Source organism: Janthinobacterium sp. RA13, from assembly GCF_000745325.1.
In the GTDB taxonomy this organism is placed as follows: Bacteria; Pseudomonadota; Gammaproteobacteria; order Burkholderiales; family Burkholderiaceae_D; genus Janthinobacterium; species Janthinobacterium rivuli.
Map to the genome: position 1 here is coordinate 5,643,339 of NZ_JQNP01000001.1, position 26,357 is coordinate 5,669,695.

Sequence of the window (26,357 nt, forward strand, 5' to 3'; positions counted from 1 at the left end):
TTGCCGCGTGCGGCAGCCACATCTGTTTTCCGCTTTTCTATTGCGCGTCGCGGTTCAGTACCGGACGATCGACATAGAAACGCCCCATTTCCTGGCCAGTCGAGGACGACTTGACCACCGCTGCCGTCAATGAGGCTGGTGCGCTGGAAAATGCGGTGCTGGCAAGCCCGGTCGCGCGGCCCGAATACGCCGTCGCCTGTACCGCCGCACTGGAAAACGCCGTCTGCACGGCCCGGCCCGAGTAAGCCGTCGCCTGTACCGCCGCACTGGAAAATGCTGTTTGCACAGCCCGTCCAGAATACGCCGCTTGTACTGCCCGTCCCGAATACGCCGCCTGTACCGCACGCCCCGAATACGCCGTTTCTGCGCGGATATAATCTTCCCCGAACGTTTGCTCATACAATTGCTTCATGCGCTCGCCCACGCGGTGGTGCGCCGCTTCGTCGTCTTCGCCGCGCAAGCCGATGTACGGGAAGTGGTGGAGGAAGTAGCCGAACACCTGTTCGCAGTCCGCCGCATATTTCAGGGTGTCGAGGATGTGGTAGTGCCAGAAGGTATCGACGTCCATCAACGGTGCCGTCTCTTCTTGTGGAAATTGTTTCATCAGGATCAGGAAGCGGCGGTATTCGAATTCCACCGCATTCGCCTTCTCCAGGCTCCATCCTTCGCCTGACTCACGGTGCATCAGCTTGACCTTGATCGCGTCCAAATTCAAATCTGCAATTGCCTTGAAACTGTCGTTCGTATCCATGAATGTCCTTTTGTAAAGAGCGTTGTGGGAAATACGGTGAAGCAAGGGAAAGCGGCGGCTGTGTACTCCTGGCAAGTGGTCGAGGAATGCCTGGCCCATGGCGGGCGGGCGCTGAGTTGTTCTACATCAATATTGCATCTAATTACGAAATATGCAAGCTGAGCTTGCTTCATGCGGGCGCGCGCCTGTCAGCTGCTGGCCCGGCTTTCTTCCTGGTAGGGAAAGGCGGTGGCGTCCGCGCCCAGCGGCACGCTGACGTGCACGCTCATGCCGGCGCCGGGGCTGCTTTCGATGTAAAAAGTGCCGCCCAGCAATTTTATGCGTTCCTCGATGCCCACCAGGCCAAACGAGCCCAGCTTGTTGCGCCCGTCGATGGCCGCGCCCACGCCGTTGTCGCTGATGCTCATCGACACCGTATCGCGGCACTTTTCCAGCTTGACTTGCACGCGGCTGGCATTCGCATGCTGGGAAATGTTGCTGAGCGACTCTTGCAGGATGCGGAACAGGGCCGTCGCGCATTGATCGCTGAGGCAAATGTCGTCATGGCTTTCGTTCACTTCGCAGGCGATGCCCGTGCGCTGGCGAAATTGCGCCACCTGCCACTCGACGGCCGCATTCACGCCCAGGTCCAGCACGGTAGGGCGCAAGTCGTTGATGATTTGCCGCACGCTCTTGATGGTGGCGTCGATCTGCTCCAGGGTCGAGCGGGCGCGGGCGTTCAGGCGCGGATGGCGGCGTTGCGTGCGCGAGGCCAGCATGTCGGCGTCGATGCGCAGCACCAGCAGGTTCTGTCCCAGGTCGTCGTGGATTTCGCGCGCGATGCGCTTGCGCTCTTCTTCCTTGATCTGGTCGGCGTGCGCCGCCAGCCGGCGCAGTTTCTGGTGCGACAGTTGCAGGCGGATCTGGCTGGCGCGCAATTCCTCCGTCATGCCCGTCGCCATCTGGATGGCGCGCCGGCGCGACGACGCCAGCGTGTGGAACAGCATATACAGCAGCATGGTGCTGGCACAGCCGATCAGCAGGGCCAGCCACGGCAGGAAGGCGTCGAAGCGTGAATACAGGTCGCTCTTGCGCACGCTGAACAGCGCTTGCCACACGCGGCCATTGTGTTCGATCAGCATCGTACTGCTCAGATAGCGGCCCGAGCTGCCGGGCTGCCACCATGGCGCATGCATGCCCGCCGTCGTGCTGTCGAAGATGGGGCGCATGTTGTGCGGCAACTGTAGTGGCAAGTCCGGCTGTTCCGGCGCCTGCGGGCCGATATCGAACACGGTCAGGCGGACGTTGCGTACCGGCATGTCGGCCAGGGCGCTGCGCATCATCGACACCAGGTCGTAGCCGATGCCGACGGAACCCTGGTAAGCGGCGCGCCGCTGCTCCACCGTAGCGACCGGCATGCCGAAGCGGTACACGGGCAGGCGCATGGCCATGGCCGTCAATTGGGGGCGGCCGTGCATCGGCACGGGCATGCCGGAATTGCTGACGTTCCCGGAATCGCGCGACTGCGCCAGCGTTTCGGCGATCAGGGGGCGCGAGGCGATGTCATAGCCATACTTATCCGGGGCGCTGGCGATCGGTTCGACGTAGACGAGCACGGAATAATGGGCGCGTGGGGCAGGCGGATGGATGGCAAACGCCGGATAGCCGTCGCGCCCGGGTGGATAGTCGTGTTGCATGGCCGCTTCGAAGGCGGCGCGCTGCGTCTCGTCGAGTTCCTGGCTGTAATTGAGATTCATCACGCCCGGATAGTTCTGTTGCAGGGCGAGGTTTGCCACGTAGCGGTGAAATTGCTCGCGGCTCACGTGCGCATTGGCGTGGAACAGGCTGGCGGTGCCGCGCAGCAGGTTGGCATACGATTTGGTGCGTGATTCGATGCTTTTCTGGGTATTGCGCGCCAGATTGTTGAACTGTTCGCTGGCATCGCTTTCGATCGACAGCGAGGCTGCCATGTAGAACAACAGGCCCACCACCATCGACATCACAAAGCCGAGCAGCCACAGCGGTCTTTTTTCAACAGATAAGGGGTGTTCGCTGGCAGTAGAAGACATCGCCATCCGCATCAGGAAGAGGAATCGGGTGCCGCCTGGGCGGCGGAGGCTGGACTGCGTTGTAGAAGCGCCATCGACATTGTAAATTGCTCAATAGCTGCCTAATATACAAAATTATCGTGAATATAGTCAACTGGCAATATTCTCAGGTGATATATATGGTTGAAACGAAAAAAAACCGCCGCAGCGGTTTTTTGGGGTGAGCGGCATGCGCGCCTTATTTGGCGGGCTGCCAGCTGTCTTTCAGGGTGACGATGCGGTTGAAGACGGGCTTGCCAGGCTGGCTGTCCACACGGTCGGCCGCAAAGTAGCCGTGGCGCTCGAACTGGAAGCGCTGTTCCGGCTGGGCCAGTTCCGCACCCGGTTCCAGCCACGCTTGCACCACTTCCTTGGCCAGCGGATTCAGGGCCAGCTTGAAGTCCTTGCCGCCCGCGTCCGGCTGCGGGTCTGTAAACAGGCGGTCGTACAGGCGCACTTCGGCGGGAATCGCCGTCGGCGCGCTGACCCAGTGCATATTGCCCTTGACCTTGTAATTGGCGCTGCCTTCCGTGCCCGACTTGCTGTCCGGGAAGTAGGTGCAATGCACGGCGATGACCTTGCCGTTTTCATCCTTGTCAAAGCCCGTGCACTCGATCACATAGCCATAGCGCAGGCGAACCTTGCTGCCCGGCTTGTCGTCGATCGGCGGATACAAACGGAAATAGCCTTTATTCGGCACTTCCATGAAGTCGTCTTCCTCGATCCACAGCTCGCGCGAGATGGGGAAGGTGCGCAGGCCGCGCTCGGGGAAGTGCGGATGCACGGGCGCCGTGCATTCCACACTGTCGTTTTCAGGGAAATTGTCGATGATCAGTTTCAACGGACGCAGCACGGCCACCGTGCGCGGCGCTTTCGGGTCCAGATCTTCGCGCAAACAGCCTTCGAGCACGCTGTAGTCGATCCAGCCGTCGGACTTGGTAACGCCCGTGCGTTCGCACATCAGCTGAATCGCTTCCGGCGTGTAGCCGCGGCGGCGCATGCCCACCAGGGTCGGCATGCGCGGGTCGTCCCAGCCGTCGACGATTTTTTCTTCCACCAGCTGGCGCAGCTTGCGTTTGCTGGTGACGATGTAGGTCAGGTTCAGGCGCGAGAATTCGAACTGATGCGGCACGGGCTTGGCGAAGAAGCCGCCGGCCGACAGGGTTTCCAGCAGCCAGTCGTAGAATGGGCGGTGATCCTGGAATTCCAGCGTGCAAATCGAATGCGTGATGTTTTCCAGCGCGTCCGAGATCGGGTGCGTGTAGTCGTACATCGGATAGATGCACCAGGCGTCGCCCGTGCGGTGGTGATGCGCGTGGCGGATGCGGTAGATGGCTGGATCGCGCAAGTTCATGTTCGGCGAACTCATGGCATCTTCGCTCATCTTCGCGCGCAGGATGTGCTCGCCATCCTTGAATTGGCCCGCCTTCATGGCGCGGAACAGGGCCAGCGATTCGTCGCGCGGACGGTCGCGGAATGGCGAATTCTTGCCGGCCTGGCCGAAATTGCCGCGGTTGGCGGCCATGTCTTCGGCGCTCTGGCTGTCGACATACGCAAAGCCGGCCGTGATCAGGTACTCGGCCATCGCGTACAGCTGGTCAAAATAGTCGCTCGCGTAATGCAGGTGGCTCTGGCCATCGGCCTGCTTCGGCTCCCAGTCAAAGCCCAGCCATTTCACGCTGTCCATGATGGTGTCGACGTATTCCTGTTCTTCCTTGGCCGGATTGGTATCGTCGAAGCGCAGGTTGCACTGGCCGGCGTAGTCGCGCGCCAGGCCGAAGTTGACGCAGATCGACTTGGCGTGGCCCACGTGCAGGTAGCCGTTCGGCTCCGGCGGGAAACGCGTGATCACCTGGGGCAGGCCGGGACGCACGTGGGCGCCGGCGGCCAGGTCGGCTTCGATGATGTTACGCAAGAAATTGGGCGCCAGCGCTGGCGCGGCGGTATTCGGTTTATCGTTGCTCATTGATCAATGCGGAAGAGTGACAGTAAAAAGCATTTTACCGTACCGCAAGCGCTTTATAAGCACGTATTTACCCCCATTTCCCGGCATGCAAGCGACGCCGACGCCGTTCTATAGGATAATTCGCCTTTAATTAGTAGAAAAACGTGACCCCGGAGCCTTTTATGGAAAATTTATATAACGTCCTCGGTGTCGCGCCCAATGCCAGCGACGATGAAATCAAGAAGGTTTACCGTTCGCTGGCCATGCGCTTCCACCCCGACCGCAACCAGGCCCCCGGCGCCGAGGCGCGCTTCAAGAGCGTGACCAAGGCATATGAAATCCTGGCCGACCCGGCCAAGCGCGCCGAATATGACCAGAGCGTGAACCACCGCATCATCATCGACCCGGAAGCGGAAGCCTATGCCCTGTGGTGCGGCGTGTTCCGCCTGCACGGCACCGTTCTGCCAGCAGACTAAGCCTGCCGGCGGCCGCCCGGCCAGCCCGAATGATTTGAAAAACAACAACAACGGCGCTTTTATCAGCGCCGCGCATCACATTGGAAAGCACAGCATGAGAAGAGTACACCCTGAATTCGCGTATCAGTCGCGCGAGCTGGAAGGCCAGATCGAAGGCATCCTCGGCGACCCGCCGAACCGCAAGAACTACAAAAGCATGGTCGACGCGCTGGTGGGCGAATACGCGAGCGGCGGCGGCATCGAAGACGTGAACATGCTGGCCTTCGCGCTGGTCGATCACATCACGTTCAGCGACCCGAAAGGCTTGCTGGCCGAAAGCGAAGACTACGAATTCGGCGATACGGCCCGCGTGTTTTCCATGGCCGCGTGCGCCGCGCCGGAAGCGGCGAAGATGTACGCCGCCATCGAAGAGAGCTTCCCCGACCTGGCGCGCCAGGCCATCATCACGGCTTTCCTGCACAAGAACCCGCGCCTGTGGGACGACGACGACCAGTCGCTCGACCAGCTGGCCGCCAATGACGATGGCGACGACGATCACGACGAAGACGAAGCCACCGACGATTTCGCCCAGATGTTTGACCAGGATGGAGATGACCATGGCCGATAACACGGAACAAAAGAGCAATCTTCCCGCGCTGACGAAACAGGTCACGGAACTGGTGCTGTCCGGTTCGCTGGGCCACGCCGAGCAGGCGTTTGCCGATGCGGCCGACCAGTATGGCGATCTGGCCGTGGTGGAAGTGCTGAGCGCCATCCCGCCGCAGGTGACGGCCCTGCATCTGGCCGGCTTTGATGGCGGCAAGATGTCGCTGGCCACCCTGCTGGTGCCGCCGAAGGCCTGGGCCGACAGCCTGGCCTTCATCGCCGCCACGTGGAGCGACGACCAGATCGAGGACGATCCGGAACGCATCGCCGAGTCGCTGTTCGCGCACATCCACGGCGTGGTGTTTTCCACCGACGACGCCGAGCGCCGCCGCGAGCTGCTGCTGGAAGCATCGGCCACCGACTGGGGCGCCACGGCGTTCGCCATTTTGTTCTCGATGGCGCCGAAGGAAATCCTCGAAGTGGCGGGCGAAATCGTCATCAAGGGACCGTACGTGACGGGCGTGACGTCTTCCGACAACGACGTCGTGCCGCTGGCCATCGAGCTGGCGCAAGCGAATGAAGACGGCTGGGACCGCTCGCTGTTCGAGCTGTTCCCTGACTTCCGCCACAGCGCCGACCTGGCTGACGCGGAATACTCGGACGATCCGGACGAAGAACCGACCATGTTGCAGCGGAGCACCAAGGAATTGCTGTACCGCCTGCGCAAGCAAGTGCCGAGCACGCGCAGCGCGCCGCGTTCCAGCACGCGCCGCAGCCTGGGCACGGGCATTTTCTCGTAATGAAAGCAGGGAACGTCTAATGCTGCCAGCAATTGTTGTAGAGAATCTTCCGCGCCTGGTGCGCGCCATCAAACTGTTGCCGGGCGATCCGCGCGAAGACGCGGCCTTGAACCTGGCCGACGAATTGACGGGCATCACGGCCATGGTGGCCGAGAAGTTCACGAATGAACGCACGGCCGACGGCATCCAGAAAGCGCTGTACCTGACGGTGGGCGGCGTGTCCCTGGGCCTGGAGCAGGCCGTCACGCATGAAGGCGACCAGGCGGCCCTCGACTTCCTCGTCGAACACGGTGCCGAGCACGCATTCCAGGTGGGCTTCCGCCTGATCAAGGAATTGTCGCAGCTGCCCGAAGACGCCCTGGTGGGTGAATACGACCAGGACCCCGTCTACCTGCAGCGGCGCCTGCGCGAACTGTTCATCGATATTTGCCAGGCCGACCCGAACCAGAACTGGGCCGGCTATGAAAAGTATGCGGTGCAGTTGCAACAGCGCAAGGAAGTGCAAGCCGTCGTGCGCCTGGCCGGCTGGCTGCGCCGCCACCATGACAACGGTCCCGTCAGCGACAGCGACTTGAATGCCGAGGGCGTCATCGCCCTGGCCATCATCTTCGCCATCGAAGGCGGCGGGCGCATCATCGCGCGCACGGGCCAGAAGGAGTTTGAACGCTTTGTGCGTTCCGTGCGCAAGAACAAGCCCGACTTCGAGGAAGGCTGGGCCGCCCTGGTGGCCAAGGTGCCCGTGCAGCACCATCCCGTGTTGCTCGACCGCATAGAGTCGTACCGCCGCAGCTGCACCGTCGTGCATAAAATCCTCACGCGGGCCAGCATGAAGAGCCTGTTCGAGGACCTGGAAAATTATGCGGGTTCGGAGCTGGATGCGGATTATTCGTGACCTGCGACTTGACGCATGCGATTGTCGGATTACGGCCTGCGGCCTAATCCGACCTACGCCGACCTCATCGGCCTATTCTTTCTCTTCCATGGCCGCCTCTTCGGCCAGTTTTACAAACGCCGCCACCAGCGGCGACGTCTCTTCTTCCCTTTGTGCAAGTAATAAGCTGGTGGTCGCCTGCGGGTCGGCGATGGGGCGGTAGCACACGCCATCCATGCGGATGCGGTCGAACGAGGCGGGCAGCACGGAAATGCCGCAGCCGGCCGCCACCAGGCCGATGATGGTTGACGCCTCGCCCGCTTCCTGCGCCACCTGGGGCACGAAGCCGGCCGCCTTGCACAGGCGGAAGATCTGCGGATAAATTCCCGTGCCCGCATCCTTGGGGTACATGACAAAACCTTCGCCCGCCATGTCGGCAATGGCAATGGCCTGTTTTGCCGCCAGCGCATGGGCGACGGGCAAGACGAGGAACAGCGGATCCTGGCGCAATTGCGTCAGCTTGATATCGGATGGATACGTCGTTTCCGGCGGGCGCACGAAGCCCAGGTCCATGGTGCGGCCGCTGATCGCTTCGAGCTGATGCAGGGTCGCCATTTCGTGCAGGGTCAAGGTGACGTGCGGAAACTGCTGGCGGTAGCGGTTGATGACGGTGGCGAAGTAGGGCGTGAACGGCGTGGAAAAGGTAAAACCGATGCGCAATTCGCCCGCTTCACCCCGCTGTGCCCGGCGCGCCGTGACGGCTGCCTGTTCCGACAGGGCCAGGATGCGCCGCGCATCGTCGAGGAAAAGGCGGCCTGCTTCCGTCAGCCGCACGGAGCGCTTGTTGCGCTCGAACAACTGCGCACCCAATTCCGCTTCCAGCGCCTGGATTTGCTGGCTCAGCGGCGGCTGGCCGATGTGCAGGCGCTCGGCCGCGCGCGTGAAGTGCAGCTCCTCGGCGACGGCGACAAAGTAACGCAGGTGGCGCAGTTCCATATTCGTCCAGTAATCGTTTTAAAGTATGAGTTGGGCCTTGAATATATATTGGACGATATGAGTTGGCAATCCTAAGATGAAGACTCGCTCCTTCTTCGAAACACGGCCATGTCTGATTCATCGCTTGCCTTTGCCCCCGCTGCCCCATCCGCCATTCCGGTTTCTGCACCCGTTCCCCGCACGGCCATCGCCAAGGGTTCCATCGAATTCAAGCGCAGCAACCGCGCCCTGTTCTTCGGCGGCTTTTCCACCTTCAGCTTGCTGTATTGCATACAGCCCCTGTTCCCGCTGCTGTCGCAGCAGTTTCATCTGACGCCGGCGCAAAGCAGCTGGTCGCTTTCCGTGTCGAGCGGCTTGCTGGCCATTTCCTTGGTACTGCTCAGTGCCGTGTCGGACCGGGTCGGGCGCAAGCCCTTGATGGTGGCGTCGATGTTTTCCGCCGCGATTTTGACCATTTTGTCCGCCTTCGCGCAGGATTATGCGCAACTGCTGGCGATCCGCGCCGCGCTGGGCGTGGCCCTGGGCGGCATGCCGGCCGTGGCCATGGCGTATCTGGGCGAGGAAATCGAGGGGCCGTCCCTGGGGCTGTCGATGGGCTTGTATATTGCGGGCAGCGCGTTTGGCGGCATGTCGGGCCGGCTGATCGCGTCCATGCTCAGCGATTTCCTGTCGTGGCGCTGGGCCCTGGGCGTGCTGGGCGTGGCCGGCGTGCTGGCCGCCATGGAATTCTGGCGCAGCCTGCCCGCATCGAAAAATTTCGTGCCCAGTACCAAGGGTTGGAATGCCTTGCCGCACGCGATAAAACAGCATTTTTCCGATAAGGGCTTGCCGTGGCTGTTCTGCCTGGCGTTCGTGCTGATGGGCTGTTTCGTCAGCCTGTATAACTACATCGGCTACCGCCTGCTGGCCGCGCCATTTGGCTTGCGCCAGAGCACGGTCGGCTTGCTGGCCTTTCTGTATCTGATCGGCATCTTCAGTTCCGTCTGGGCGGGCCGGCTGGTGGACCGGCTCGGGCGCCGGGGCGTGCTGTGGATCATGCTGTCGGTGATGTTGTCCGGTATTTTATTGACCCTGTTCGATTCGCTGCCGCTGATCGTCATCGGCATGGCGCTGGCCACCTTCGGCTTCTTTGCCTCGCACTCGATCGCCAGCAGCTGGGTCAGCCGCCGCGCCCGCGCGCCGCAGGCGCTGGCCTCGGCCTTCTATCTGCTGTTCTATTATTTGGGATCAAGCCTGATCGGCTCCGCCTCGGGCATGATGTGGGGCTTCGACGGCTGGACGGGCGTCATCATTATGCTGGGCCTGTGCCTGGGCGGCGGCGTGCTGATCGCCTTGCGCCTGCGCCATTTGCAGCCGCTGGGCGCGCGCGACGCGGTGGGCTGAGTCCTGCGATTTGGCCGTGGCGGGGAACCCTGTGCCAGCTTGGCGATCCAACCCGGACACCACGCGAACAGGAGATCATCATGATGCAGGTAAAGGAAGTGGCACGGCGCTTTGGCGCCATCGAACACGCGATCGGCCAGGCGGCCCAGCTGTGCGGCAAGCAGCAGGGCATGCCGATGGACTTGAAGGATTGCATCAACCAGTTGGACCAGCAAAAGAGCGCCGTACGGCAAGCCATCGACACGCAAGACGATGCGCGCATCCGGCAAGCCGTCGACCAGATGGAATCCTTGGGCGACCGCGCCAAGCGGGCCTGCGGCACGGCGGTCAGCGTCACGCCGGAAATGAAGAGCGCCGTGCTCAAGGTGCACGATGAGTTGTCGGACCTGAAGCACCAGCTACATTAACCAGCTGCATTAGCTACATCTGGCGGAACAAATGCGCATATAAAGGGCTGACGCGCAGTTGCGCCGGATGCTGGCGCAGGGTCAGCGACAGCTTGCCGGCCTCGTCGCGCACGGCCGTGGCGATGGCGCTGGCGTTGACGATGGTGCCCCGGTGGATTTGCCAGAATTGTTGCGGGTCCAGCTGGGGCAAGAGTTCCTTCAGGCTCGTGCGTATCAGCGCTTCGCTGTCCTGGCACACGACGTTGATGTATTTGTCCAGCGCTTCGAAATACACGACGTCGGCCAGCGCGATCATGCGCACGCTGTTGCCGACGGCGGCCCGTATCATTTGCAGGCGCGGGGCGAGGGGCAGCATGGCTTGCAGCTGGCTCAGCAGGCGGGCCATGTTGTCGTCGCTGGCGGATTCGGCTGCCTGCGTTGCCGTGGTGGTTGGCGCCGGTGCTGGGGTTGCTGCTGCCGTTACTGTGGTTGCAGCGGTGCCGCTGCCACCGCCGCTGTCGCGCAAGCGCTGCTGCAGCCGTTCCACCGTCTTGCCCAGTCGCGCATCGTTGACGGGTTTTAAGACGTAGTCGGCGGCCGCGTGCTCGAAAGCGGCCAGCGCATATTCGTCGTAGGCGGTCACAAACACGATGTGGGGAAACGCAACACCGTCGGGCCACTGTTCCGCCAGTTCCTCTGCCGCTTCCAGGCCCGTCTTGCCTGGCATCTTGATGTCGAGAAAGAGGATGTCGGGTTGCAGCGCCAGGCCTTGCCGCAAGGCTTCCACGCCATTGGGGCAGGTGGCAACGATGTCGAGCTCTGGCCACAGCCGCTGCAAGGCGTGCGCGAGGGCGGCGGCGAGTATCGGTTCGTCTTCGGCGATCAGGGCGCGTGGCGCGCGTGGAGTGTATTGGCTCATGCGAGGGGACTCGTGATGGTGGATGGAAGGGGGAATGTCAGGCGGGCCGTCGCGCCCGCCGGATGGTTGGCGGCCAGCGACAGGCTGGCGGTATCGCCATGCATGCCGCGCAGGCGTTCGCGGATATTCGCCACGCCCAGGTGCGTGCCCTTGGTCTGGCCCGGATGGTCGAGGCCCAGGCCATCGTCGCTGACGGTAAGAATCAGCACGCCGCCGTCGGTGGCGGCCTGCACGTGGATATGGCCGCCTTCGATCTTCGGTTCCAGGCCATGCTGGATGGCGTTTTCCACCAGCGGCTGCAGCAGCATGGGCGGCACCTTGACCTGGCGCAAGGCATCGGGCAATTCCAGCGCAAAGCGCAGGCGCGGGCCCATGCGTATCGACATCAGGCCCAGGTAGGCTTGCATCAGGGAAAATTCCTGCTCCAGGGTGGTGGACTCGGCGCGCGAGGAAGAAAGCGTGGCGCGCAAATACTGGATCAGCTGGTCGAGCAGCAACTGGGCGCGCTCCGGATCAAAGCTGATCAGGCCCTGCAGGTTGGCCAGGGTATTGAACAGCATGTGCGGTTCGATCTGCGCCTGCAGCAGCTGCAGCTGGGCCTGCATGGCCTGGCGCGCCACGGATTCGGCGCGGGCTTTTTCCTCGGCTGCCGCCATTTGCAGGCGGGCAATCTTTTCGCGGCTGGAGAAAAACAGCACGGCGCCTCCCGTGGCCAGCAGGGTGAATACGAGTGTGCCCATCATTTGCGTGGGCAGCAGGTTTTCAAAGCCCCCCACGTCCACGCCCGTCAGCCAGCTGAACAGGGCCAAGCCCAATATTTGCGCCACGGGCACGGAAATCAGGATGATGAGCATGAAGGGCAGGAATCTGGGCCGCTGGTCCGCGCCCCATAACGTCAGGCGCACACCGTCGATCAGCAGGAAGGCGATCGTGCCGATGCACATCGAGGCGATCAGGTTTTGGCCAAAATGGCTGCCCGGATTGAGGATGAACGTGATGACAAGCGCGCAGATCACGTTCAGCGCCAGCGCGTAGCGGGCATCGTGCAGCATGCGGTAGTACGGAGACCTGGCCTTGGCTATTGGCGTATCGGCGGAGGGAGCGTCGGTTTTCATGGTGGTGTCTGCTGGTAGCGATGGGGCATTGTGTGCCAGCGCAGGCCAGGGCGCAACAGAGCTGCGACGAAACGGGACTGGCGCGCCGCCATTCACCGCGGCGCGTCGCCAAACGGGGCCGCTTTACTTTTCAGCATTGGCACGGGATAGTATGGCAAGACAGTCTTGCATCCATAAAATTGCGATAAAGGAAATCCCATGTGGCCCTATCCACGCACCCTGGCGCACCGCGGCGGCGGCACCCTGGCGCCTGAAAATACCCTGGCCGCCCTGCGCTGCGGCCTCGCCTACGGCTACCGCGCCGTGGAATTCGACGTCATGCTGGCGTCCGACGGCGTGCCCGTCGTCGTGCACGACCCCGAGCTGGGCCGCACCGTGGCCGGCAGCGGCCAGGTCAATGACTACACGGCCGCGCAGTTGGGAGAAATGGAAGCGGGCGCCTGGTTCGGCCCCGCATTCGCGGGCGAAGGCGTGCCCACGTTCGAGGCCGTGGTGGACTATTGCAAGGCGCAACGCATCTGGATGAATATCGAAATCAAGCCGGCGCCCGGCTTCGACGTGTCCACGGGCAAGACCGTGGCACGCGCCACGCGCGATTATTTCGCAAAGGAAATTGCTGCAGGAGAGTTATTGCCGTTGCTATCGTCGTTCAGCATCGCTGCATTGGAAGCGGCGCGCGAGGCGGCCCCGGAACTGGCGCGCGGCTGGCTGGTCGAACAGATACCGGATGATTGGGTAAAAAAGGCGAAGGAGCTGGACGTGGTGGCCATCCATTGCGACCACCAGCAGCTGACGCCGGAACTGGCGCGAGAGGTCAAGGAGGCGGGATACGGGCTGTTCTGCTACACCGTCAACACACCGGAGCGGGCCAGCGAGCTGCTGGCCTGGGGCGTGGATGGGTTTTGTACGGACAGGATAGATATTATTCCATCCATGGCGTAGGTCGGATTAGGCGCGCAGCGCCGTAATCCGACAACATTGTTGGCGCCGCTGGTGTTGTCGGCTTACGCGCTTGCGCGCTAAGCCGACCTACGTTTCAAACAGCTTAGAAAGTCACGCGCATGCCGACCGTCAAGTTACGCCCCATCAACGGTGCCGCATTCTTGATGAACGAGGTGTGGCTGTACGCCAGCTCATTCGTCAGGTTGTTCGCCTTGATGTAGAACTGGGCTGGCGTCGTGCCGATGCGCGTGTCGTAGTTGGCGGAGAGGTTGAGCATGTTGTAGCCAGGCGTTGCCGTTTCGAACGCGGCAACCTTGTCTTGCTTGCCCACTCGGTAGAGCTCGGCCACGCCACTCCACGCCTGCCAGTTGGCATCAAACTTCACACCAAAACGCTGGGCCGGGATGCGCGGCAAGTTGCCACCGCCGTCGGCCAGCTTGGCCCGCACGTAGTCGCCGAACACGCTGGCGCCGAACATGGGGGTCAGTTGCTGGCGGATCTGGCCTTCGACACCCGTGAACGTGGCGTCGCGCTGGGCGTACTGGATCAGCTGGAAGCCTTCGTGGTTGTCCAGGGTGGAACCGAAGATGTAGTTGTCGACCTTGTTGCGGTAGGCGCTGGCCGAGAAGGTCGTGGCGCCCGCATATTTGCGCAAGGTCAAGTCGATATTGTTCGACGTTTCCTTGCCCAGGTTTTCATTGCCCAGCTCATACGTGGCCGTGGCCATGTGCACGCCGTGCGCATACAGTTCTTCGGCGCTGGGCAGGCGGTGGGTGCGGGAAATGGTCGAGCCGAGCGAATATTGCGGCGCAAATTTCCACACGGCACCCAGGGAGATCGAGGTGCCCTTGGCGCTGCGGTCTTGCAAGGTGGCGCTGTCGACCGTGATGTCTTGCCATTCGTGGCGCAAGCCCGCTTCGAAGCGCCATTGGTCGAGCTTGTATTCTTCCACCAGGAAGGCCGCGTGTTTCTTCGTAACCGTCGGCGCCACGTACGCTTCCTCGCCCAAGGCCGAGAAATCGCGCTTCGACGTTTGCAGGCCGACTACGCCGCGCCAGCCGAAGACGGGATGGTGTTCCATTTCCAGGCGTGCATCGTGGCCCTTGTTCTTGAACGTGGTGGCGATTTGCGTGCCTTCGATTTCATCGTGCTTGTAATCGGTGAACGCGGCGCGCAGGCGCAGCTTGGCGAAGCCGGGCACGGGGTCGCGCAATTCGCCGCGCACGTCCCAGCGTTCGCTCTTCAGTTTCACGTAGGGCACGCTTTCGTGTTCATGCTCGTGCTCATGTTCTTCTTCGTCGCCATGGCCGTGGCCCTCGTGGCCGCCGCAATGCAGGTGCGTGCCGTGCGGGTGGCAGCTTTCGAATTCGTGGTTGTGGCCAGGCAAGCCGTATTCCGCGTGCTGGCTGGTGAAAGCCAGGCCCAGGAAGCCGCGCTGACCTACCCACGACACGCCCACGCTGCCCGTGTCCGTCTTGTTGTAGCTGCCGCCTACTGTCGAGCCGCCTTCCCAGCCGCTGCCGACCTTGTATTCTTTCGCGTCGCGCTTGACGCCTTCCGCGTGGAAAGCGATGTTGCCGGAGCCGCCAGTCACTTCAAAGGCGCCTGCCTTTTCGCGCGCGGCCGAGTTGGCGCGCACTTCCGCGCTGCCTTCCAAGCCCTTTGCCGGCACGCGCGTGGGGATTTTCTTGTCGATTACGTTGACGACGCCACCGACGGCGCCGCCGCCATACGCCAGTGCGGACGGGCCGCGCAAGACTTCAATCTGTTCCGACAGCATCGGTTCGGCCGCGACAGCATGGTCGGGGCTGATGGTCGATGCATCCTGCACTTCGGCGCCATCGGACAGCACTTTCACGCGCGGGCCATCCATGCCGCGGATGATGGGACGGCTGGCGCCGGCGCCGAAATGGCTGGACGTGATGCCGGGCTGGCCGGCCAGCGTTTCGCCGAGGGTCGCTGCCCTTGCCAGCACCAGTGCCTCGCCTTCCAGTACAGTGACGGGCGTGCTCATGTCGTCGCTGCCCAGGGCCAGCGCGCTGGCCGAGACGGTGACGGCAGGCAAGGTTGTCGCCTGCTGCGCCAGTGCGCTGGCGGGAGCGGCAAAGGCCAGCATGATGGCCAGCGCGAGGGGAGTGGGTTGGTGAGGACGTACGGACATGGGCAAGATTTCCTTATCGGCTATCGGTGTTGGCAGGGTTGGGGCAGCGCGTGAAAAGGAAATAGCCTGCCCTAAGTTGATAATGATAACCCATTATCATTACTGTGTGACAGTTTTTCCGGGCGGTAGATACAGGCGGATGGTGTATTCTGTCGGCTATGGAACGCACAACACGTCAAAAAACCGCTATTCAAGCCGCCATCGAGTCGGCCCAGCGCCCCCTGTCGGCGCAGGAAATCCTCGAACAGGCCAGCTTGCAAGTGACGCAGCTGGGCATTGCCACCGTTTACCGCAACTTGAAGTCCCTTGTGCTGGAAGAAAAAGTGCACGTGGTGACCTTGCCGGGTGAAAACCCGCGCTACGAGTCGAACGCTGTCGCCAATCACCACCACCACCATTTCCAGTGCACCACCTGCCAGCGCGTGTTCGACGTGCATGATTGCCCGGGCGACTTGAAGCGCATGGCGCCGCAAGGCTTTGTTGTCGAGCGCCACGAGCTGACCCTGTACGGCCGTTGCGCCGACTGCAATGCGGCGGCCGGCGCCAGTGTGGCTGGCACAGCCCCGCACGCCTGCGCCAGCCACCACGACCCGGCCTGAGCGGGCAGGGCGGCATCCATGGGCAGGCTTGCAACAATGCTGCCTGCCCGGCGCCAATTCCCGTACCTAGATCACGTATAATCTTCCCTTTAAAGCTGCCGCCACTCTTTGCCAAAAAAACATGAAATCAACTGAAATCCGCGACAAGTTCCTCAAATTTTTCGAGTCCAAGGGCCATTCCATCGTCCGTTCCAGCTCCCTGGTGCCAGGCAACGATCCGACCTTGCTGTTGACGAACAGCGGCATGGTGCAATTCAAGGACGTGTTTACGGGCACGGACAGCCGTCCGTACACGCGCGCCACCTCGGTGCAGCGCTGCGTGCGCGCCGGCGGCAAGCACAACGATCTGGAAAACGTCGGCTACACGGCGCGCCACCATACCTTCTTTGAAATGCTGGGCAACTTCAGCTTCGGCGACTATTTCAAGCGCGACGCGATTCAATACGCGTGGGAACTGCTGACCAAGGTATATGGCTTGCCGGCCGACAAGCTGACCGTCACCGTCTACATCGAAGATGACGAAGCGTACGATATCTGGGCCAAGGAAATTGGCGTGCCCGTCGAGCGCATCATCCGCATCGGCGACAACAAGGGCTCGCGCTACGCGTCGGACAATTTCTGGCAGATGGCGGACACGGGCCCATGCGGTCCGTGCACGGAAATCTTCTACGACCACGGCGCCGACATTCCTGGCGGCCCGCCGGGTTCGCCTGACGAAGATGGCGACCGCTTCATTGAAATCTGGAATCTGGTGTTCATGCAGTTCAACCGCGACGAAGCGGGCGTCATGCACAAGTTGCCGAAGCCATGCGTCGACACGGGCATGGGCATGGAGCGCCTGGCCGCCGTGCTGCAGCACGTGCATTCGAACTATGAAATCGACCTGTTCCAGCACCTGATCAAGGCTGCCGCGCGCGAAACGGGCGCCACGGACCTGGAAAACAAGTCGCTGCGCGTGATCGCCGACCACATCCGCGCCGCCGCCTTCATGATCGTCGACGGCATCATTCCGGGCAGCGAAGGCCGCGCGTACGTCTTGCGCCGCATCATCCGCCGCGCCTTGCGCCATGGCCACAAGCTGGGCCAGACGAAACCGTTCTTCTACAAGCTGGTGTTTGACCTCGCCATCGAGATGGGCGGCGCCTATCCGGAGCTGGAAGAAGCGAAAGACAACGTCGCCAACATGCTCAAAGCCGAAGAAGAGCGTTTCGGCGAAACCTTGGAAACGGGCATGAAAGTGCTGGAAGCGCAGCTGGCCAAGGATGCCACCGGCATCGACGGCGCTACCGCTTTTACTTTGTACGAAACCTACGGCTTCCCGCCAGACCTGACGGCCGACATTTGCCGCGAACGCAATATCATTTTCGACCAGGCCGGCTACGATGCGGCACTGAAGGAAAGCCAGGAACTGTCGCGCAAGGGCGGCAAGACGCACAAGGACAGCAAGGTCGAGTACACGGGCGAGAAAAACACATTCGTCGGCTACGATCAATTGACGTTCAGCGGCAAGGTCGTCGCGCTGTACGCGGCCGGCACGCAGGTCACGGAACTGAAAGCTGGCCAGGAAGGCATCGTCGTGCTCGACACGACGCCGTTCTACGCGGAATCGGGCGGCCAGGTGGGCGACCAGGGCGTGATTTCCTCGGGCGCCGGCAGCTTTGCCGTCAGCGACACCCTGAAAATCCAGGCTGACGTGTTCGGCCACCACGGCGTGCTCGAGTCGGGCGTGTTGAAAGTGGGCGACGCCGTCTCTGCGCAGGTCGACACGGCCAAGCGCGCGCGCACGATCCGCAACCACTCGGCCACGCACTTGATGCACAAGGCCTTGCGCGAAGTGCTGGGCAGCCACGTGGCGCAAAAGGGTTCGCTGGTCGACCCGGACAAGACCCGTTTCGACTTCAGCCACAATGCGCCGATGACTGCCGAGCAGATCGCCGCCGTGGAAACCATCGTCAACAAAGAGATCCTGGAAAACCGCGCCACGCAAGCGCATCTGATGTCGTTTGACGATGCCGTCAAGCATGGCGCGATGGCCTTGTTCGGCGAGAAATACGGCGACGAAGTGCGCGTGCTCGATATCGGCAGCTCGAAAGAGCTGTGCGGCGGCGTCCACGTGCAGCGCACGGGCGACATCGGCCTGTTCAAGATCATCGGCGAAAGCGGTGTTGCCGCCGGCATCCGCCGCGTCGAAGCCGTGACGGGTGAGGGCGCGCTGGCGCTGGTGCAAACCATCAACCGCCGCCTGGTCGAAGCGGCCAACGCCTTGAAGGCGCAGCCGGAAGAACTGACTGCCCGCATCGGCCAGGTGCAGGATCATGTGAAGGCGCTGGAGAAGGAACTGGCCGCGCTGAAATCGAAACTGGCCTCGGGCCAGGGCGATGAACTGGTCACGCAAGCCGTCGATGTCAACGGCATCAAGGTGCTCGCGGCCGTGCTGGACGGCGCCGACGTGGCCCGTCTGCGCGAAACCATGGACAAGCTGAAGGACAAGCTGAAAACGGCCGCCATCGTGCTGGCCAGCGTGGCGGACGGCAAGGTCAGCCTGATCGCCGGCGTGACGGCGGACGCGACTTCCAGGGTCAAAGCGGGCGAACTGGTGAACTTCGTTGCACAGCAAGTGGGCGGAAAAGGCGGCGGACGCCCCGATATGGCGCAGGCTGGCGGTACCGATGCTAGCGGTCTGGCGAACGCCCTGGCTGGCGTGCCGGCCTGGGTCGGCGAGCGCGCAAAATAAGGCGTAAGCTAGAGGGCATGCGGGGTTTTCGCCCCACAGCCCCTTGAAAACGGCCCGCAGACGGTGTTTGCGGGCCGTTTTGCCGTGTGGAATCTCGTTGTGACACCACAACAGCCGATGAACTATTTTGGTGCAGCGCGTCAATGCCCCTGATTTAGAGTAGTATGTCGAAAATCAGTACAACAAAACAATGGTGGGATATTGATGATGAGCGACACACTACTTGATACCGAGATTATGGAATTTCACAAAGAACTCGACGCGCGGGGCTTGAATTGCCCGTTGCCGATTCTGAAGGCGAAAAAGGCTTTGTCAGAGCTGCAGAGCGGGGAAGTGCTGCGCATCATGGCAACCGATCCCGGTTCCGTGCGCGACTTCCAGGCTTTCGCCAAGCAAACGGGCAATGCCCTGCTGTCGCATGTGCAGACGGGTACCGAATTCGTCTTCCTGATGCAACGCAAATAATTCTGCCAGCCGGGGCCGCCGTGGCGCGGCCTGGTTTTCCTTCCTGAGCCAGCCCTTTTGCTGCCCTGCAGCGTAGCGGCGGACACCCCTGAAATCCCCGAAGCTGGACAGTTTAGATGGATTGCTCTAACAAAAAATCGCACGATCGTGCTTAAATTCGGTTCAAGATTCAAATTTCTCTTATAATCGAACGCACAATCAGCACTTGATCCGTCATTTTTATAATTTCCCAAAGGCATAGCTATGAAAGTCTTGGTACCCGTCAAACGCGTGGTCGACTATAACGTCAAAGTCCGCGTCAAGAGTGACGGCACTGGCGTCGATACCGCCAACGTCAAAATGTCGATGAACCCTTTCGATGAGATCGCGCTGGAAGAAGCGATGCGCCTGAAAGAAGCTGGCAAGGTCACTGAAGTGGTCGCCATCTCCTGCGGCGTGACGCAGTGCCAGGAAACCCTGCGCACGGCCATGGCCATCGGCGCCGACCGCGGCATCCTGGTGGAAACGACGACCGAACTGGAACCGCTGGCCGTGGCCAAGCTGGTGAAATCCCTGGCCGAGAAAGAGCAGCCGCAACTGATCATCCTGGGCAAGCAAGCCATCGATGACGACAGCAACCAGACCGGCCAGATGCTCGCTGCCCTGCTGGGTTGGCCGCAAGCCACGTTCGCTTCGAAAGTCGTGCTGGAAGACGGTAAAGTCACCGTTACCCGCGAAGTCGACGGCGGCCTGGAAACCCTGGCATTGACCTTGCCAGCAATCATCACCACCGACCTGCGTTTGAACGAGCCACGTTATGTGACCTTGCCGAACATCATGAAGGCAAAGAAAAAGCCGCTCGAGACCGTCAAGCCGGAAGACCTGGGGGTCGATGTTGCGCCACGCCTGAAGACCCTGAAAGTCGTCGAACCAGCCAAGCGCTCGGCCGGCATCAAGGTCCCGGACGTCGCTACGCTGGTCGCCAAGCTGCGTACCGAAGCCAAAGTCATCTAAGCGCGGCCTCGCCGTTTATCCAGAACAATTACAGGACACATCATGGTCGCATTAGTTATTGCTGAACACGACAACGCTACCTTAAAGGGCAGCACCCACCACACCGTGACCGCGGCTGCCCAGTGCGGCGGCGACGTGCACGTACTGGTCGCAGGTTCGAACGCATCGGCCGCCGCCGCTGCCGCCGCGCAAATCGCCGGCGTGACGAAAGTCATCCTTGCCGACGCGCCATACTTCGCCGACGGCCTGGCCGAAAACGTGGCCGAGCAATTACTGGCCATCGCCGGCAACTACAGCCACATCCTGGCGCCAGCCACCGCCTACGGCAAGAACATCCTGCCGCGCGTGGCTGCCAAGCTGGACGTGGCGCAAATCTCGGAAATCACCAAGGTCGATTCCCCTGACACCTTCGAGCGCCCGATCTACGCCGGTAACGCGATTGCCACCGTGCAATCTGGCGACAAGGTCAAGGTCATCACCGTGCGCACCACCGGTTTCGACGCCGCTGCCGCCACCGGTGGTTCGGCTGCCACGGAAACCGTCGCCGCCGTTGCCGACAATGGCAAATCGGCCTTCGTGGGCCGCGAACTGGCCAAGTCCGACCGTCCTGAACTGACCGCCGCGAAAATCATCGTGTCGGGCGGCCGTGGCATGGGTTCGGCCGAGAACTTCCACATCCTGGAGCCGCTGGCCGACAAGCTGGGCGCCGCCATGGGTGCGTCGCGCGCCGCCGTCGACGCCGGCTTCGTGCCGAACGACTGGCAAGTGGGCCAGACGGGCAAGATCGTCGCGCCATCGCTGTACATCGCCGTCGGTATCTCGGGCGCGATCCAGCATCTGGCCGGCATGAAAGACTCGAAAACCATCGTCGCCATCAACAAGGATCCGGAAGCGCCGATCTTTGCCGTGGCCGACTACGGCATCGTGGGCGATCTGTTCGAGATCGTGCCGCAACTGGTCAAAGAACTGGGTTAAGTCACACCCCTTCCGGTTTTGTTACTGACAAAGCCACGCCGGCCCGCCCCACACGGCGAGCCGCGCGTGGCTTTTTTCTTGGAGAAAAGAAGATGAGCTATCAAGCCCCGCTGAAAGACATGTTGTTCGTGATGAACGAACTGGCCGGCCTGGCCGAAATCCATACGCTACCTGGCTGCGAAGACGCCACGCCCGACACGGCCGAAGCCGTGCTGGAAGAGAACGCCAAGTTCTGCGGCGGCGTGGTGGCCCCCTTGAACGGCCCCAGCGACAAGGAACCGAGCTTCTGGCACGACGGGCAAGTGACCACCTCGAAAGGCTTCAAGGAAGCGTTCAAGGGCTACGGCGAAGCGGGCTGGCAGGGCGTGCAGCATCCGACGGAGTTCGGCGGCCAGGGTTTGCCCAAGCTCCTGGCCACGCCCTGCATCGAAATGCTCAACTCGGCCAGCATCTCGTTCGCCCTCGTGGCCCTGCTGTCGGACGGCGCCATCGAAGCGCTGCTGACGGCTGGCAGCGACGAGCAAAAGGCGGTTTACCTGGAAAATCTGGTGTCGGGCAAATGGACGGGCACCATGAACCTGACGGAGCCGCAGGCCGGTTCCGACCTGGCCGCCGTGCGCACGCGCGCCGTGCCGCAGGGCGATGGCACGTATAAAGTCTTCGGCACGAAGATTTTCATCACGTACGGCGAACACGACATGGCGGAAAACATCGTCCACCTGGTGCTGGCCCGCACGCCGGACGCGCCCGCCGGCGTAAAAGGGATTTCCCTGTTCATCGTGCCGAAGTTCCTCGTCAACGCAGATGGCAGCCTGGGCGCGCGCAACGACGCGCACTGCGTCTCCATCGAGCACAAGCTGGGCATCAAGGCCAGCCCGACGGCCGTATTGCAGTTCGGCGACCACGGCGGCGCCATCGGCACGCTCGTGGGCGAGGAAAACCGCGGTCTCGAATACATGTTCATCATGATGAACGCGGCCCGCTTCGGCGTGGGCCTGCAGGGCATCGGCCTGGCCGAGCGCGCCTACCAGCAGGCCGTGGCGTTCGCCAAGGACCGCGTGCAGTCGCGCGATCTGGCAGGCTCGCCTGGGCCCGTCTCCATCATCCACCACCCGGACGTGCGCCGCATGCTGATGTCCATGCGCTCGCAAACGGAGGCGGCGCGCGCGCTGGCCTACGTGGGCGCGGCCATCAGCGACGTGGCGCACCACCATCCGGACGCGGACGTGCGCGCGGAAAGCCTGGCGACGTATGAATACCTGGTGCCCGTCATCAAGGGCTGGGCCACGGAAATGTCGCAGGACGTCACGCGCGACGGCGTGCAAGTGCATGGCGGCATGGGTTTTATTGAAGAAACGGGCGCCGCCCAGCATTACCGCGACGCCAAGATTCTGACCATCTACGAAGGCACGACGGCCATCCAGGCCAACGACCTCGTGGGCCGCAAGACGGTACGCGACGGCGGTGCCGTGGCGAAAGCCATCATCGCCCAGGTGCGCGCCACGGAAGCCCAGCTGGGCGAACTGACTGGCGCCGACTTCCAGGCCATGCAGCGCCACCTGGCCGAAGGCAGCGCCGCGCTCGAGGCGGTAGTTGAGTATGTGGTGGCGAACATGAAGACGGACATCAAGGCCGTGTTCGCGGGCAGCGTGCCGTATCTGAAGCTGGCCGGCATCGTGCTGGGCGGCTGGCAAATGGCGCGCGCGGCCGTGGTGGCGCAGCAAAGGCTGGGAGAAGGCAGCGGCGACGCGTCGTTCTACAAGGCAAAAATCGCCACGGCGCGCTTCTTTGCCGACCACATCCTGTCGCAAGCGCCAGGACTGCGCGCCACCATCATCGACGGCAGCGCCGGCGTGATGGCGCTGTCGGAGGAGCAGTTTTAAGTTGAAACTTGGCCAGCCGAAGCTGGCTGAATGCAAAAAAGCGCTGGAGATCACTCTCCAGCGCTTTTTTTTACCCCAAACGTAAGTGCCGGGGTCGGACCCTGAGGGTCCGACCCCAGTCCTTGCTCTTGGGTTCAGCTTACCTTCTAGCAATACCATTACCGGAATTACGCACCAGGTCGCCAGCCGCCAATCCAGGATCCTGGTCAAACGCGAAGTCCGCCTTGGCGCCCGTTTCGTATTGCACGGTGACGGTCCATACCTTGCTGTTTTTCATGTGGCCTTCGACTTGCTTGCCCGCGAAAGCGCCGCCTGCGGCACCGGCCAGGGTGGCCAGATCCTTGCCGCGTCCGCCGCCGACCTGGCGGCCCAGCAGGGCGCCGGCCACGCCGCCGCCGATCATGCCCAGCGCACCGCCTTCACCGGCCTTTTCAGCGACGTTGACTGCCAGCACCTTGCCGCAATCGGCGCAGATCTGGTGCTGTGGCTGCTTGGAAGGCTGGCTGGCGTAGGAATTACCGGCTTTTTGCGCGGCCTTGGCGTTGATGATGGCCTGGTCGTATTCGCCCTTGGCGTCGCGCAGGCATTGCATGCGCGCTTTCGAGCTGCTTTCTTCTGCACACAGTTTCTTGTCGTCCGCATAGCGGGTGCTGGCCTGCTTCGTGTCGTAGGCGTATTGCGCCTTCGGCGACAGGTTTTGCGCGAAGGCGGAAGTGCTGAACAGGGCCGTGATGGCGACTGCGAGGATGAGTGGGCGACGAATCATGATCTTCTCCTAGGGGGTGTTAAATGTGCCAGTAATGTCGGCATTGTGAATGCAGTATAGAGGAAAATCATGATTGCTTACCAACACTTACATGTGGGCGAGTCGAGCTGGTTTCCGTGCGGAAATTAACCGTAGGCACCGCCTGTATACAGCAAGTCGAACAGGCGCGCCATGGTGGCGATCAGCACGCCTGCGCCTAGCATCAACGTAGCGACCAGCACGACGGCCAGGGGCCAGCCCGTGTCCGACAGGTGGCCGGAGGCGGCGTTGTAGCGCGCATCCCATTTGTCGTCCGGCATCAGGCCCAGCACCAGCGCTTGCAGGAAGCCGCCCAGGGCGGACAGAGTCAGCGGCAATATCTGATAAAACCAGTCGGCATCGGGAAACAGCTGGCGCAGCAGCAAGCTGGCGGGCAGGGCGGCCAGGTGCAGCCATCCCCAGCGGTCCTTGGCGCCATGCAGGTAGAAGCGGTGGGCGCCCAGCATGCCCAGCAGGAAGGCCAGCAGTGCCGTGAAGGCCTTGTTCTTGTGCGACTGTTGCAAAATGGTAGCGGTGGTCATGGGACTCCAGAGTTGCTCATCGGTAAAGATTGCCAGTATCGGTCATCGTCTCGCACAACGATAGCACTTTCCTGTGGCGTTTATGTAATGATTTCGCCTGATGCCAAGCCATGGCCGGCACGATAGACGCACGCGCCTATTGCGTCTTCGGCCATGACTGGTCATAATGTTTGATTAGCCCAAATTACACGCCCGTCATCATAACGCTTGCTGCCTGGCGGTAAAGCGCGCTATAATTTGCGGCTTTTTCCGCCTCAGCACACTTTTTGGAAATATTATGGTCGTTATTCGTTTAGCTCGTGGAGGCGCCAAGAAGCGCCCGTTCTTCAACATCGTCGCTACTGATTCGCGCAATCGCCGCGATGGTCGCTTCATTGAGCGTATCGGTTTTTACAACCCGATGGCGCAAGGTGGCGAAGTTCCACTGCGTATCACCGCAGACCGTCTGGCCTACTGGCAAGGCGTTGGCGCACAATTGTCGCCAACCGTTGCTCGCCTGGTAGCTAGCAACAACAAAGCAGCAGCTTAATTAGATCACTGGTTTGACGGTCAAGACTGCATCCGGGGTGAAAGTCCCCGATGACCTGGTACAGGTAGGCTATGTCTCCGGTGCTTATGGCATTGCTGGCGGAGTCAGGATCACTCCTTTCTCCGACGACGCGGATGCATTATTAAGCGTCAAAACCTGGTGGTTTGATAAACCGACCTTGCATGATGTTCAAGTCAGGCAAGCGAAGTTACACGGCGGCGACGTCGTGGCCCAGCTGGTGGGTGTGGTCGGGCGGGATGCCGCAGAAGCGCTGAAAGGCGTCTCTGTGCAAATTCCGCGTAGCCATTTCCCGACGCTGACGGCCGATGAATTTTATTGGTCCGATCTGATCGGACTGACAGTCGAGAATTTGCAAGGCGAGTGCCTCGGCACAGTGCACGACATGATGAGCAATGGTCCGCAGTCGATCTTGCGCGTTACGCCCGTCGCCACTGCCGATGAGACCGTTGAAAAGGCGCCTGAGCGCCTGATCCCGTTTGTTGGCCAGTTTGTCATTAACGTTGACAAGGCTGCCAGCAAGATCACGGTCGACTGGGGCCTCGATTATTAAACCGCCTGCGCTTAACAATGCGCCGGGCAAACGTTGCAGGGTGGTGAGCGATGCAATTTGATGTCGTGACCCTGTTCCCGGAAATGTTTGCCGCGCTGACGCAGTCGGGTGTGACCCGGCGCGCCTTCGAGCAGGGGAAATGTGGCTTGTCGCTGTGGAATCCCCGGGATTTCACCACCGACAATCACCGTACCGTGGATGACCGCCCGTATGGCGGCGGCCCCGGCATGGTGATGATGGCCCGTCCCCTCGAAGCGACAATCAATGCCGCGAAGCAACGCCAGACCGAATTGGGCCTGGCGGCGCCCCGCGTGGTGTTCATGTCGCCGCAAGGCCGTCCGCTGACGCACGAGCGCGTCACGCAGCTGAAAGCCGAACCTGGTTTGGTGATCCTGTGTGGCCGCTACGAAGCCGTGGACCAGCGTTTGCTGGACCGTTGCGTCGACGAGGAAATCAGCGTCGGCGACTTCGTGTTGTCGGGCGGTGAATTGCCTGCCATGGCGCTGATGGATGCGGTGATCCGCTTGTTGCCGGGTGTCTTGAACACCGAGGCATCGGCCATCGAGGACAGTTTCGTCAATGGCTTGCTCGATTCGCCGCACTACACGCGGCCGGAAACATACGAAGGCATGGCCGTACCGCCCGTCTTGATGGGTGGCAATCATGCCGAGATCGTCAAGTGGCGCCGCCAGCGCATGCTGGAAGCGACCGCGACAAAGCGGCCTGACCTGCTGGTCAGTGCGCGCGCCGCCGGCTTGCTCAGCAAGACCGACGAAAAATTCTTGGCCAGCCTGTAAGCCGTCTCCGGACGGCCGGCAGGGTGGCCAGTAGTGCCGGGCATGTTGCCCAAATTGGTAATACCCATCCTCTACCGGGCGGATACTTG

The 26,357-nt window shown here is 61.8% G+C and carries 25 protein-coding genes; 16 read left to right on the top strand and 9 right to left on the bottom strand.

Translation table 11 applies throughout. From position 1 onward, the window contains the following. Positions 1-37: 37 nt before the first annotated feature. From FG13_RS24935 to FG13_RS24945, 3 genes are all read right to left on the bottom strand, one after another. Positions 38-751, bottom strand: coding sequence for a glycine-rich domain-containing protein (locus tag FG13_RS24935; protein WP_035825357.1), 714 nt, complete (start codon positions 749-751; stop codon positions 38-40). A 188-nt stretch (positions 752-939) separates the two neighbouring features. Continuing rightward, positions 940-2,799 carry a CHASE domain-containing protein gene (locus tag FG13_RS24940; RefSeq protein WP_235211803.1) on the bottom strand — a complete coding sequence of 620 codons (1,860 nt, stop codon included), beginning with the start codon at positions 2,797-2,799 and terminating at the stop codon, positions 940-942. A gap of 217 nt (positions 2,800-3,016) precedes the next feature. Continuing rightward, complete coding sequence (locus tag FG13_RS24945) at positions 3,017-4,783, bottom strand: glutamine--tRNA ligase/YqeY domain fusion protein (RefSeq protein ID WP_035825362.1); 1,767 nt, start codon at positions 4,781-4,783, stop codon at positions 3,017-3,019. Positions 4,784-4,944: 161 nt separating this feature from the next. Here FG13_RS24945 and FG13_RS24950 point away from each other — a divergent pair, with 161 nt between their 5' ends. The 4 genes from FG13_RS24950 (at position 4,945) to FG13_RS24965 (ending at position 7,515) form a co-directional block, all read left to right on the top strand. Continuing rightward, positions 4,945-5,238 carry a DnaJ domain-containing protein gene (locus FG13_RS24950; RefSeq protein ID WP_010395442.1) on the top strand — a complete coding sequence of 98 codons (294 nt, stop codon included), beginning with the start codon at positions 4,945-4,947 and terminating at the stop codon, positions 5,236-5,238. 94 nt (positions 5,239-5,332) lie between these two features. Then, positions 5,333-5,845, top strand: a complete 513-nt coding sequence (locus FG13_RS24955) for a hypothetical protein (protein ID WP_035828715.1) — start codon at positions 5,333-5,335, stop codon at positions 5,843-5,845. Beyond that, on the top strand, positions 5,835-6,623 hold the full coding sequence (locus tag FG13_RS24960; protein WP_035825364.1) for a hypothetical protein: 789 nt from the start codon (positions 5,835-5,837) through the stop codon (positions 6,621-6,623). Before FG13_RS24955 ends, FG13_RS24960 begins: the two co-directional genes overlap by 11 nt. A 19-nt stretch (positions 6,624-6,642) precedes the next feature. After that, positions 6,643-7,515, top strand: a complete 873-nt coding sequence (locus FG13_RS24965; RefSeq protein WP_035825366.1) for a hypothetical protein — start codon at positions 6,643-6,645, stop codon at positions 7,513-7,515. A 72-nt stretch (positions 7,516-7,587) separates the two neighbouring features. On the opposite strand, the gene FG13_RS24970 is transcribed toward FG13_RS24965, so the two are convergent. After that, positions 7,588-8,490: a LysR family transcriptional regulator gene (locus tag FG13_RS24970; protein WP_035825370.1), complete on the bottom strand. Its 903-nt coding sequence runs from the start codon at positions 8,488-8,490 to the stop codon at positions 7,588-7,590. Between the two features lie 108 nt (positions 8,491-8,598). On the opposite strand from FG13_RS24970, the gene FG13_RS24975 reads away from it, so the two are divergent. Then, the gene (locus tag FG13_RS24975) at positions 8,599-9,873 is read left to right on the top strand and encodes an MFS transporter (RefSeq protein ID WP_035825372.1); all 1,275 of its coding nucleotides are present in this window, start codon (positions 8,599-8,601) and stop codon (positions 9,871-9,873) included. An 80-nt stretch (positions 9,874-9,953) separates the two neighbouring features. After that, on the top strand, positions 9,954-10,280 hold the full coding sequence (locus tag FG13_RS24980; RefSeq protein ID WP_035825374.1) for a hypothetical protein: 327 nt from the start codon (positions 9,954-9,956) through the stop codon (positions 10,278-10,280). A gap of 13 nt (positions 10,281-10,293) precedes the next feature. On the opposite strand, the gene FG13_RS24985 is transcribed toward FG13_RS24980, so the two are convergent. Together FG13_RS24985 and FG13_RS24990 are read right to left on the bottom strand one after the other, a co-directional pair. Then, the gene (locus FG13_RS24985) at positions 10,294-11,178 is read right to left on the bottom strand and encodes a LytR/AlgR family response regulator transcription factor (protein ID WP_035825377.1); all 885 of its coding nucleotides are present in this window, start codon (positions 11,176-11,178) and stop codon (positions 10,294-10,296) included. Next, positions 11,175-12,293 (bottom strand): sensor histidine kinase, encoded by a 1,119-nt coding sequence (locus FG13_RS24990; RefSeq protein WP_035825380.1) that lies wholly within the window; start codon positions 12,291-12,293, stop codon positions 11,175-11,177. Before FG13_RS24990 ends, FG13_RS24985 begins: the two co-directional genes overlap by 4 nt. A 198-nt stretch (positions 12,294-12,491) precedes the next feature. Between FG13_RS24990 and ugpQ the strand changes: the two genes are divergently transcribed. Beyond that, a complete protein-coding gene (gene ugpQ, locus FG13_RS24995) occupies positions 12,492-13,235 on the top strand; it encodes a glycerophosphodiester phosphodiesterase (protein ID WP_035825382.1) in 744 nt (247 codons plus the stop codon). Between the two features lie 103 nt (positions 13,236-13,338). Here the strand turns inward: ugpQ and FG13_RS25000 are convergent, their stop codons facing one another. Then, entirely contained in the window at positions 13,339-15,396 is a 2,058-nt protein-coding gene (locus FG13_RS25000) for a TonB-dependent receptor domain-containing protein (RefSeq protein WP_035825384.1), read from the bottom strand. A gap of 158 nt (positions 15,397-15,554) precedes the next feature. On the opposite strand from FG13_RS25000, the gene FG13_RS25005 reads away from it, so the two are divergent. The 6 genes from FG13_RS25005 (at position 15,555) to FG13_RS25030 (ending at position 23,045) form a co-directional block, all read left to right on the top strand. Next, complete coding sequence (locus FG13_RS25005) at positions 15,555-15,995, top strand: Fur family transcriptional regulator (protein WP_035825393.1); 441 nt, start codon at positions 15,555-15,557, stop codon at positions 15,993-15,995. Between the two features lie 121 nt (positions 15,996-16,116). Then, positions 16,117-18,729, top strand: coding sequence for an alanine--tRNA ligase (alaS, locus tag FG13_RS25010; protein WP_035825396.1), 2,613 nt, complete (start codon positions 16,117-16,119; stop codon positions 18,727-18,729). 237 nt (positions 18,730-18,966) lie between these two features. After that, a complete protein-coding gene (locus FG13_RS25015; protein WP_010395510.1) occupies positions 18,967-19,194 on the top strand; it encodes a sulfurtransferase TusA family protein in 228 nt (75 codons plus the stop codon). Positions 19,195-19,437: 243 nt separating this feature from the next. Beyond that, positions 19,438-20,187, top strand: coding sequence for an electron transfer flavoprotein subunit beta/FixA family protein (locus FG13_RS25020; protein ID WP_034759884.1), 750 nt, complete (start codon positions 19,438-19,440; stop codon positions 20,185-20,187). Positions 20,188-20,229: 42 nt separating this feature from the next. Then, positions 20,230-21,162, top strand: a complete 933-nt coding sequence (locus tag FG13_RS25025) for an electron transfer flavoprotein subunit alpha/FixB family protein (protein WP_035825398.1) — start codon at positions 20,230-20,232, stop codon at positions 21,160-21,162. Between the two features lie 92 nt (positions 21,163-21,254). Next, positions 21,255-23,045 carry an acyl-CoA dehydrogenase gene (locus tag FG13_RS25030; RefSeq protein ID WP_035825400.1) on the top strand — a complete coding sequence of 597 codons (1,791 nt, stop codon included), beginning with the start codon at positions 21,255-21,257 and terminating at the stop codon, positions 23,043-23,045. 139 nt (positions 23,046-23,184) lie between these two features. Here FG13_RS25030 and FG13_RS25035 read toward each other — a convergent pair whose 3' ends face one another. Both FG13_RS25035 and FG13_RS25040 read right to left on the bottom strand, forming a co-directional pair. Then, complete coding sequence (locus tag FG13_RS25035; RefSeq protein ID WP_035825403.1) at positions 23,185-23,811, bottom strand: glycine zipper 2TM domain-containing protein; 627 nt, start codon at positions 23,809-23,811, stop codon at positions 23,185-23,187. A gap of 125 nt (positions 23,812-23,936) precedes the next feature. After that, the gene (locus FG13_RS25040; RefSeq protein ID WP_035825406.1) at positions 23,937-24,371 is read right to left on the bottom strand and encodes an NINE protein; all 435 of its coding nucleotides are present in this window, start codon (positions 24,369-24,371) and stop codon (positions 23,937-23,939) included. A 277-nt stretch (positions 24,372-24,648) separates the two neighbouring features. On the opposite strand from FG13_RS25040, the gene rpsP reads away from it, so the two are divergent. The 3 genes from rpsP to trmD are packed head-to-tail and all read left to right on the top strand — an operon-like array spanning position 24,649 to position 26,268. Next, positions 24,649-24,900 carry a 30S ribosomal protein S16 gene (rpsP, locus tag FG13_RS29675; protein ID WP_010395524.1) on the top strand — a complete coding sequence of 84 codons (252 nt, stop codon included), beginning with the start codon at positions 24,649-24,651 and terminating at the stop codon, positions 24,898-24,900. 13 nt (positions 24,901-24,913) lie between these two features. Continuing rightward, entirely contained in the window at positions 24,914-25,471 is a 558-nt protein-coding gene (gene rimM, locus FG13_RS25050; RefSeq protein ID WP_034759867.1) for a ribosome maturation factor RimM, read from the top strand. Between the two features lie 50 nt (positions 25,472-25,521). Further along, positions 25,522-26,268 (top strand): tRNA (guanosine(37)-N1)-methyltransferase TrmD, encoded by a 747-nt coding sequence (trmD, locus tag FG13_RS25055; RefSeq protein ID WP_035825412.1) that lies wholly within the window; start codon positions 25,522-25,524, stop codon positions 26,266-26,268. Positions 26,269-26,357 lie beyond the last annotated feature (89 nt).

Coding starts and splice junctions, on each gene's coding strand:
- FG13_RS24935 (WP_035825357.1), bottom strand. CDS start 751: ATGGATACGAACGACAGTTTCAAGGCAATTGCAGATTTGAATTTGGAC.
- FG13_RS24940 (WP_235211803.1), bottom strand. CDS start 2,799: ATGTCTTCTACTGCCAGCGAACACCCCTTATCTGTTGAAAAAAGACCG.
- FG13_RS24945 (WP_035825362.1), bottom strand. CDS start 4,783: ATGAGCAACGATAAACCGAATACCGCCGCGCCAGCGCTGGCGCCCAAT.
- FG13_RS24950 (WP_010395442.1), top strand. CDS start 4,945: ATGGAAAATTTATATAACGTCCTCGGTGTCGCGCCCAATGCCAGCGAC.
- FG13_RS24955 (WP_035828715.1), top strand. CDS start 5,333: ATGAGAAGAGTACACCCTGAATTCGCGTATCAGTCGCGCGAGCTGGAA.
- FG13_RS24960 (WP_035825364.1), top strand. CDS start 5,835: ATGGCCGATAACACGGAACAAAAGAGCAATCTTCCCGCGCTGACGAAA.
- FG13_RS24965 (WP_035825366.1), top strand. CDS start 6,643: ATGCTGCCAGCAATTGTTGTAGAGAATCTTCCGCGCCTGGTGCGCGCC.
- FG13_RS24970 (WP_035825370.1), bottom strand. CDS start 8,490: ATGGAACTGCGCCACCTGCGTTACTTTGTCGCCGTCGCCGAGGAGCTG.
- FG13_RS24975 (WP_035825372.1), top strand. CDS start 8,599: ATGTCTGATTCATCGCTTGCCTTTGCCCCCGCTGCCCCATCCGCCATT.
- FG13_RS24980 (WP_035825374.1), top strand. CDS start 9,954: ATGATGCAGGTAAAGGAAGTGGCACGGCGCTTTGGCGCCATCGAACAC.
- FG13_RS24985 (WP_035825377.1), bottom strand. CDS start 11,178: ATGAGCCAATACACTCCACGCGCGCCACGCGCCCTGATCGCCGAAGAC.
- FG13_RS24990 (WP_035825380.1), bottom strand. CDS start 12,293: ATGAAAACCGACGCTCCCTCCGCCGATACGCCAATAGCCAAGGCCAGG.
- ugpQ (WP_035825382.1), top strand. CDS start 12,492: ATGTGGCCCTATCCACGCACCCTGGCGCACCGCGGCGGCGGCACCCTG.
- FG13_RS25000 (WP_035825384.1), bottom strand. CDS start 15,396: ATGTCCGTACGTCCTCACCAACCCACTCCCCTCGCGCTGGCCATCATG.
- FG13_RS25005 (WP_035825393.1), top strand. CDS start 15,555: ATGGAACGCACAACACGTCAAAAAACCGCTATTCAAGCCGCCATCGAG.
- alaS (WP_035825396.1), top strand. CDS start 16,117: ATGAAATCAACTGAAATCCGCGACAAGTTCCTCAAATTTTTCGAGTCC.
- FG13_RS25015 (WP_010395510.1), top strand. CDS start 18,967: ATGGAATTTCACAAAGAACTCGACGCGCGGGGCTTGAATTGCCCGTTG.
- FG13_RS25020 (WP_034759884.1), top strand. CDS start 19,438: ATGAAAGTCTTGGTACCCGTCAAACGCGTGGTCGACTATAACGTCAAA.
- FG13_RS25025 (WP_035825398.1), top strand. CDS start 20,230: ATGGTCGCATTAGTTATTGCTGAACACGACAACGCTACCTTAAAGGGC.
- FG13_RS25030 (WP_035825400.1), top strand. CDS start 21,255: ATGAGCTATCAAGCCCCGCTGAAAGACATGTTGTTCGTGATGAACGAA.
- FG13_RS25035 (WP_035825403.1), bottom strand. CDS start 23,811: ATGATTCGTCGCCCACTCATCCTCGCAGTCGCCATCACGGCCCTGTTC.
- FG13_RS25040 (WP_035825406.1), bottom strand. CDS start 24,371: ATGACCACCGCTACCATTTTGCAACAGTCGCACAAGAACAAGGCCTTC.
- rpsP (WP_010395524.1), top strand. CDS start 24,649: ATGGTCGTTATTCGTTTAGCTCGTGGAGGCGCCAAGAAGCGCCCGTTC.
- trmD (WP_035825412.1), top strand. CDS start 25,522: ATGCAATTTGATGTCGTGACCCTGTTCCCGGAAATGTTTGCCGCGCTG.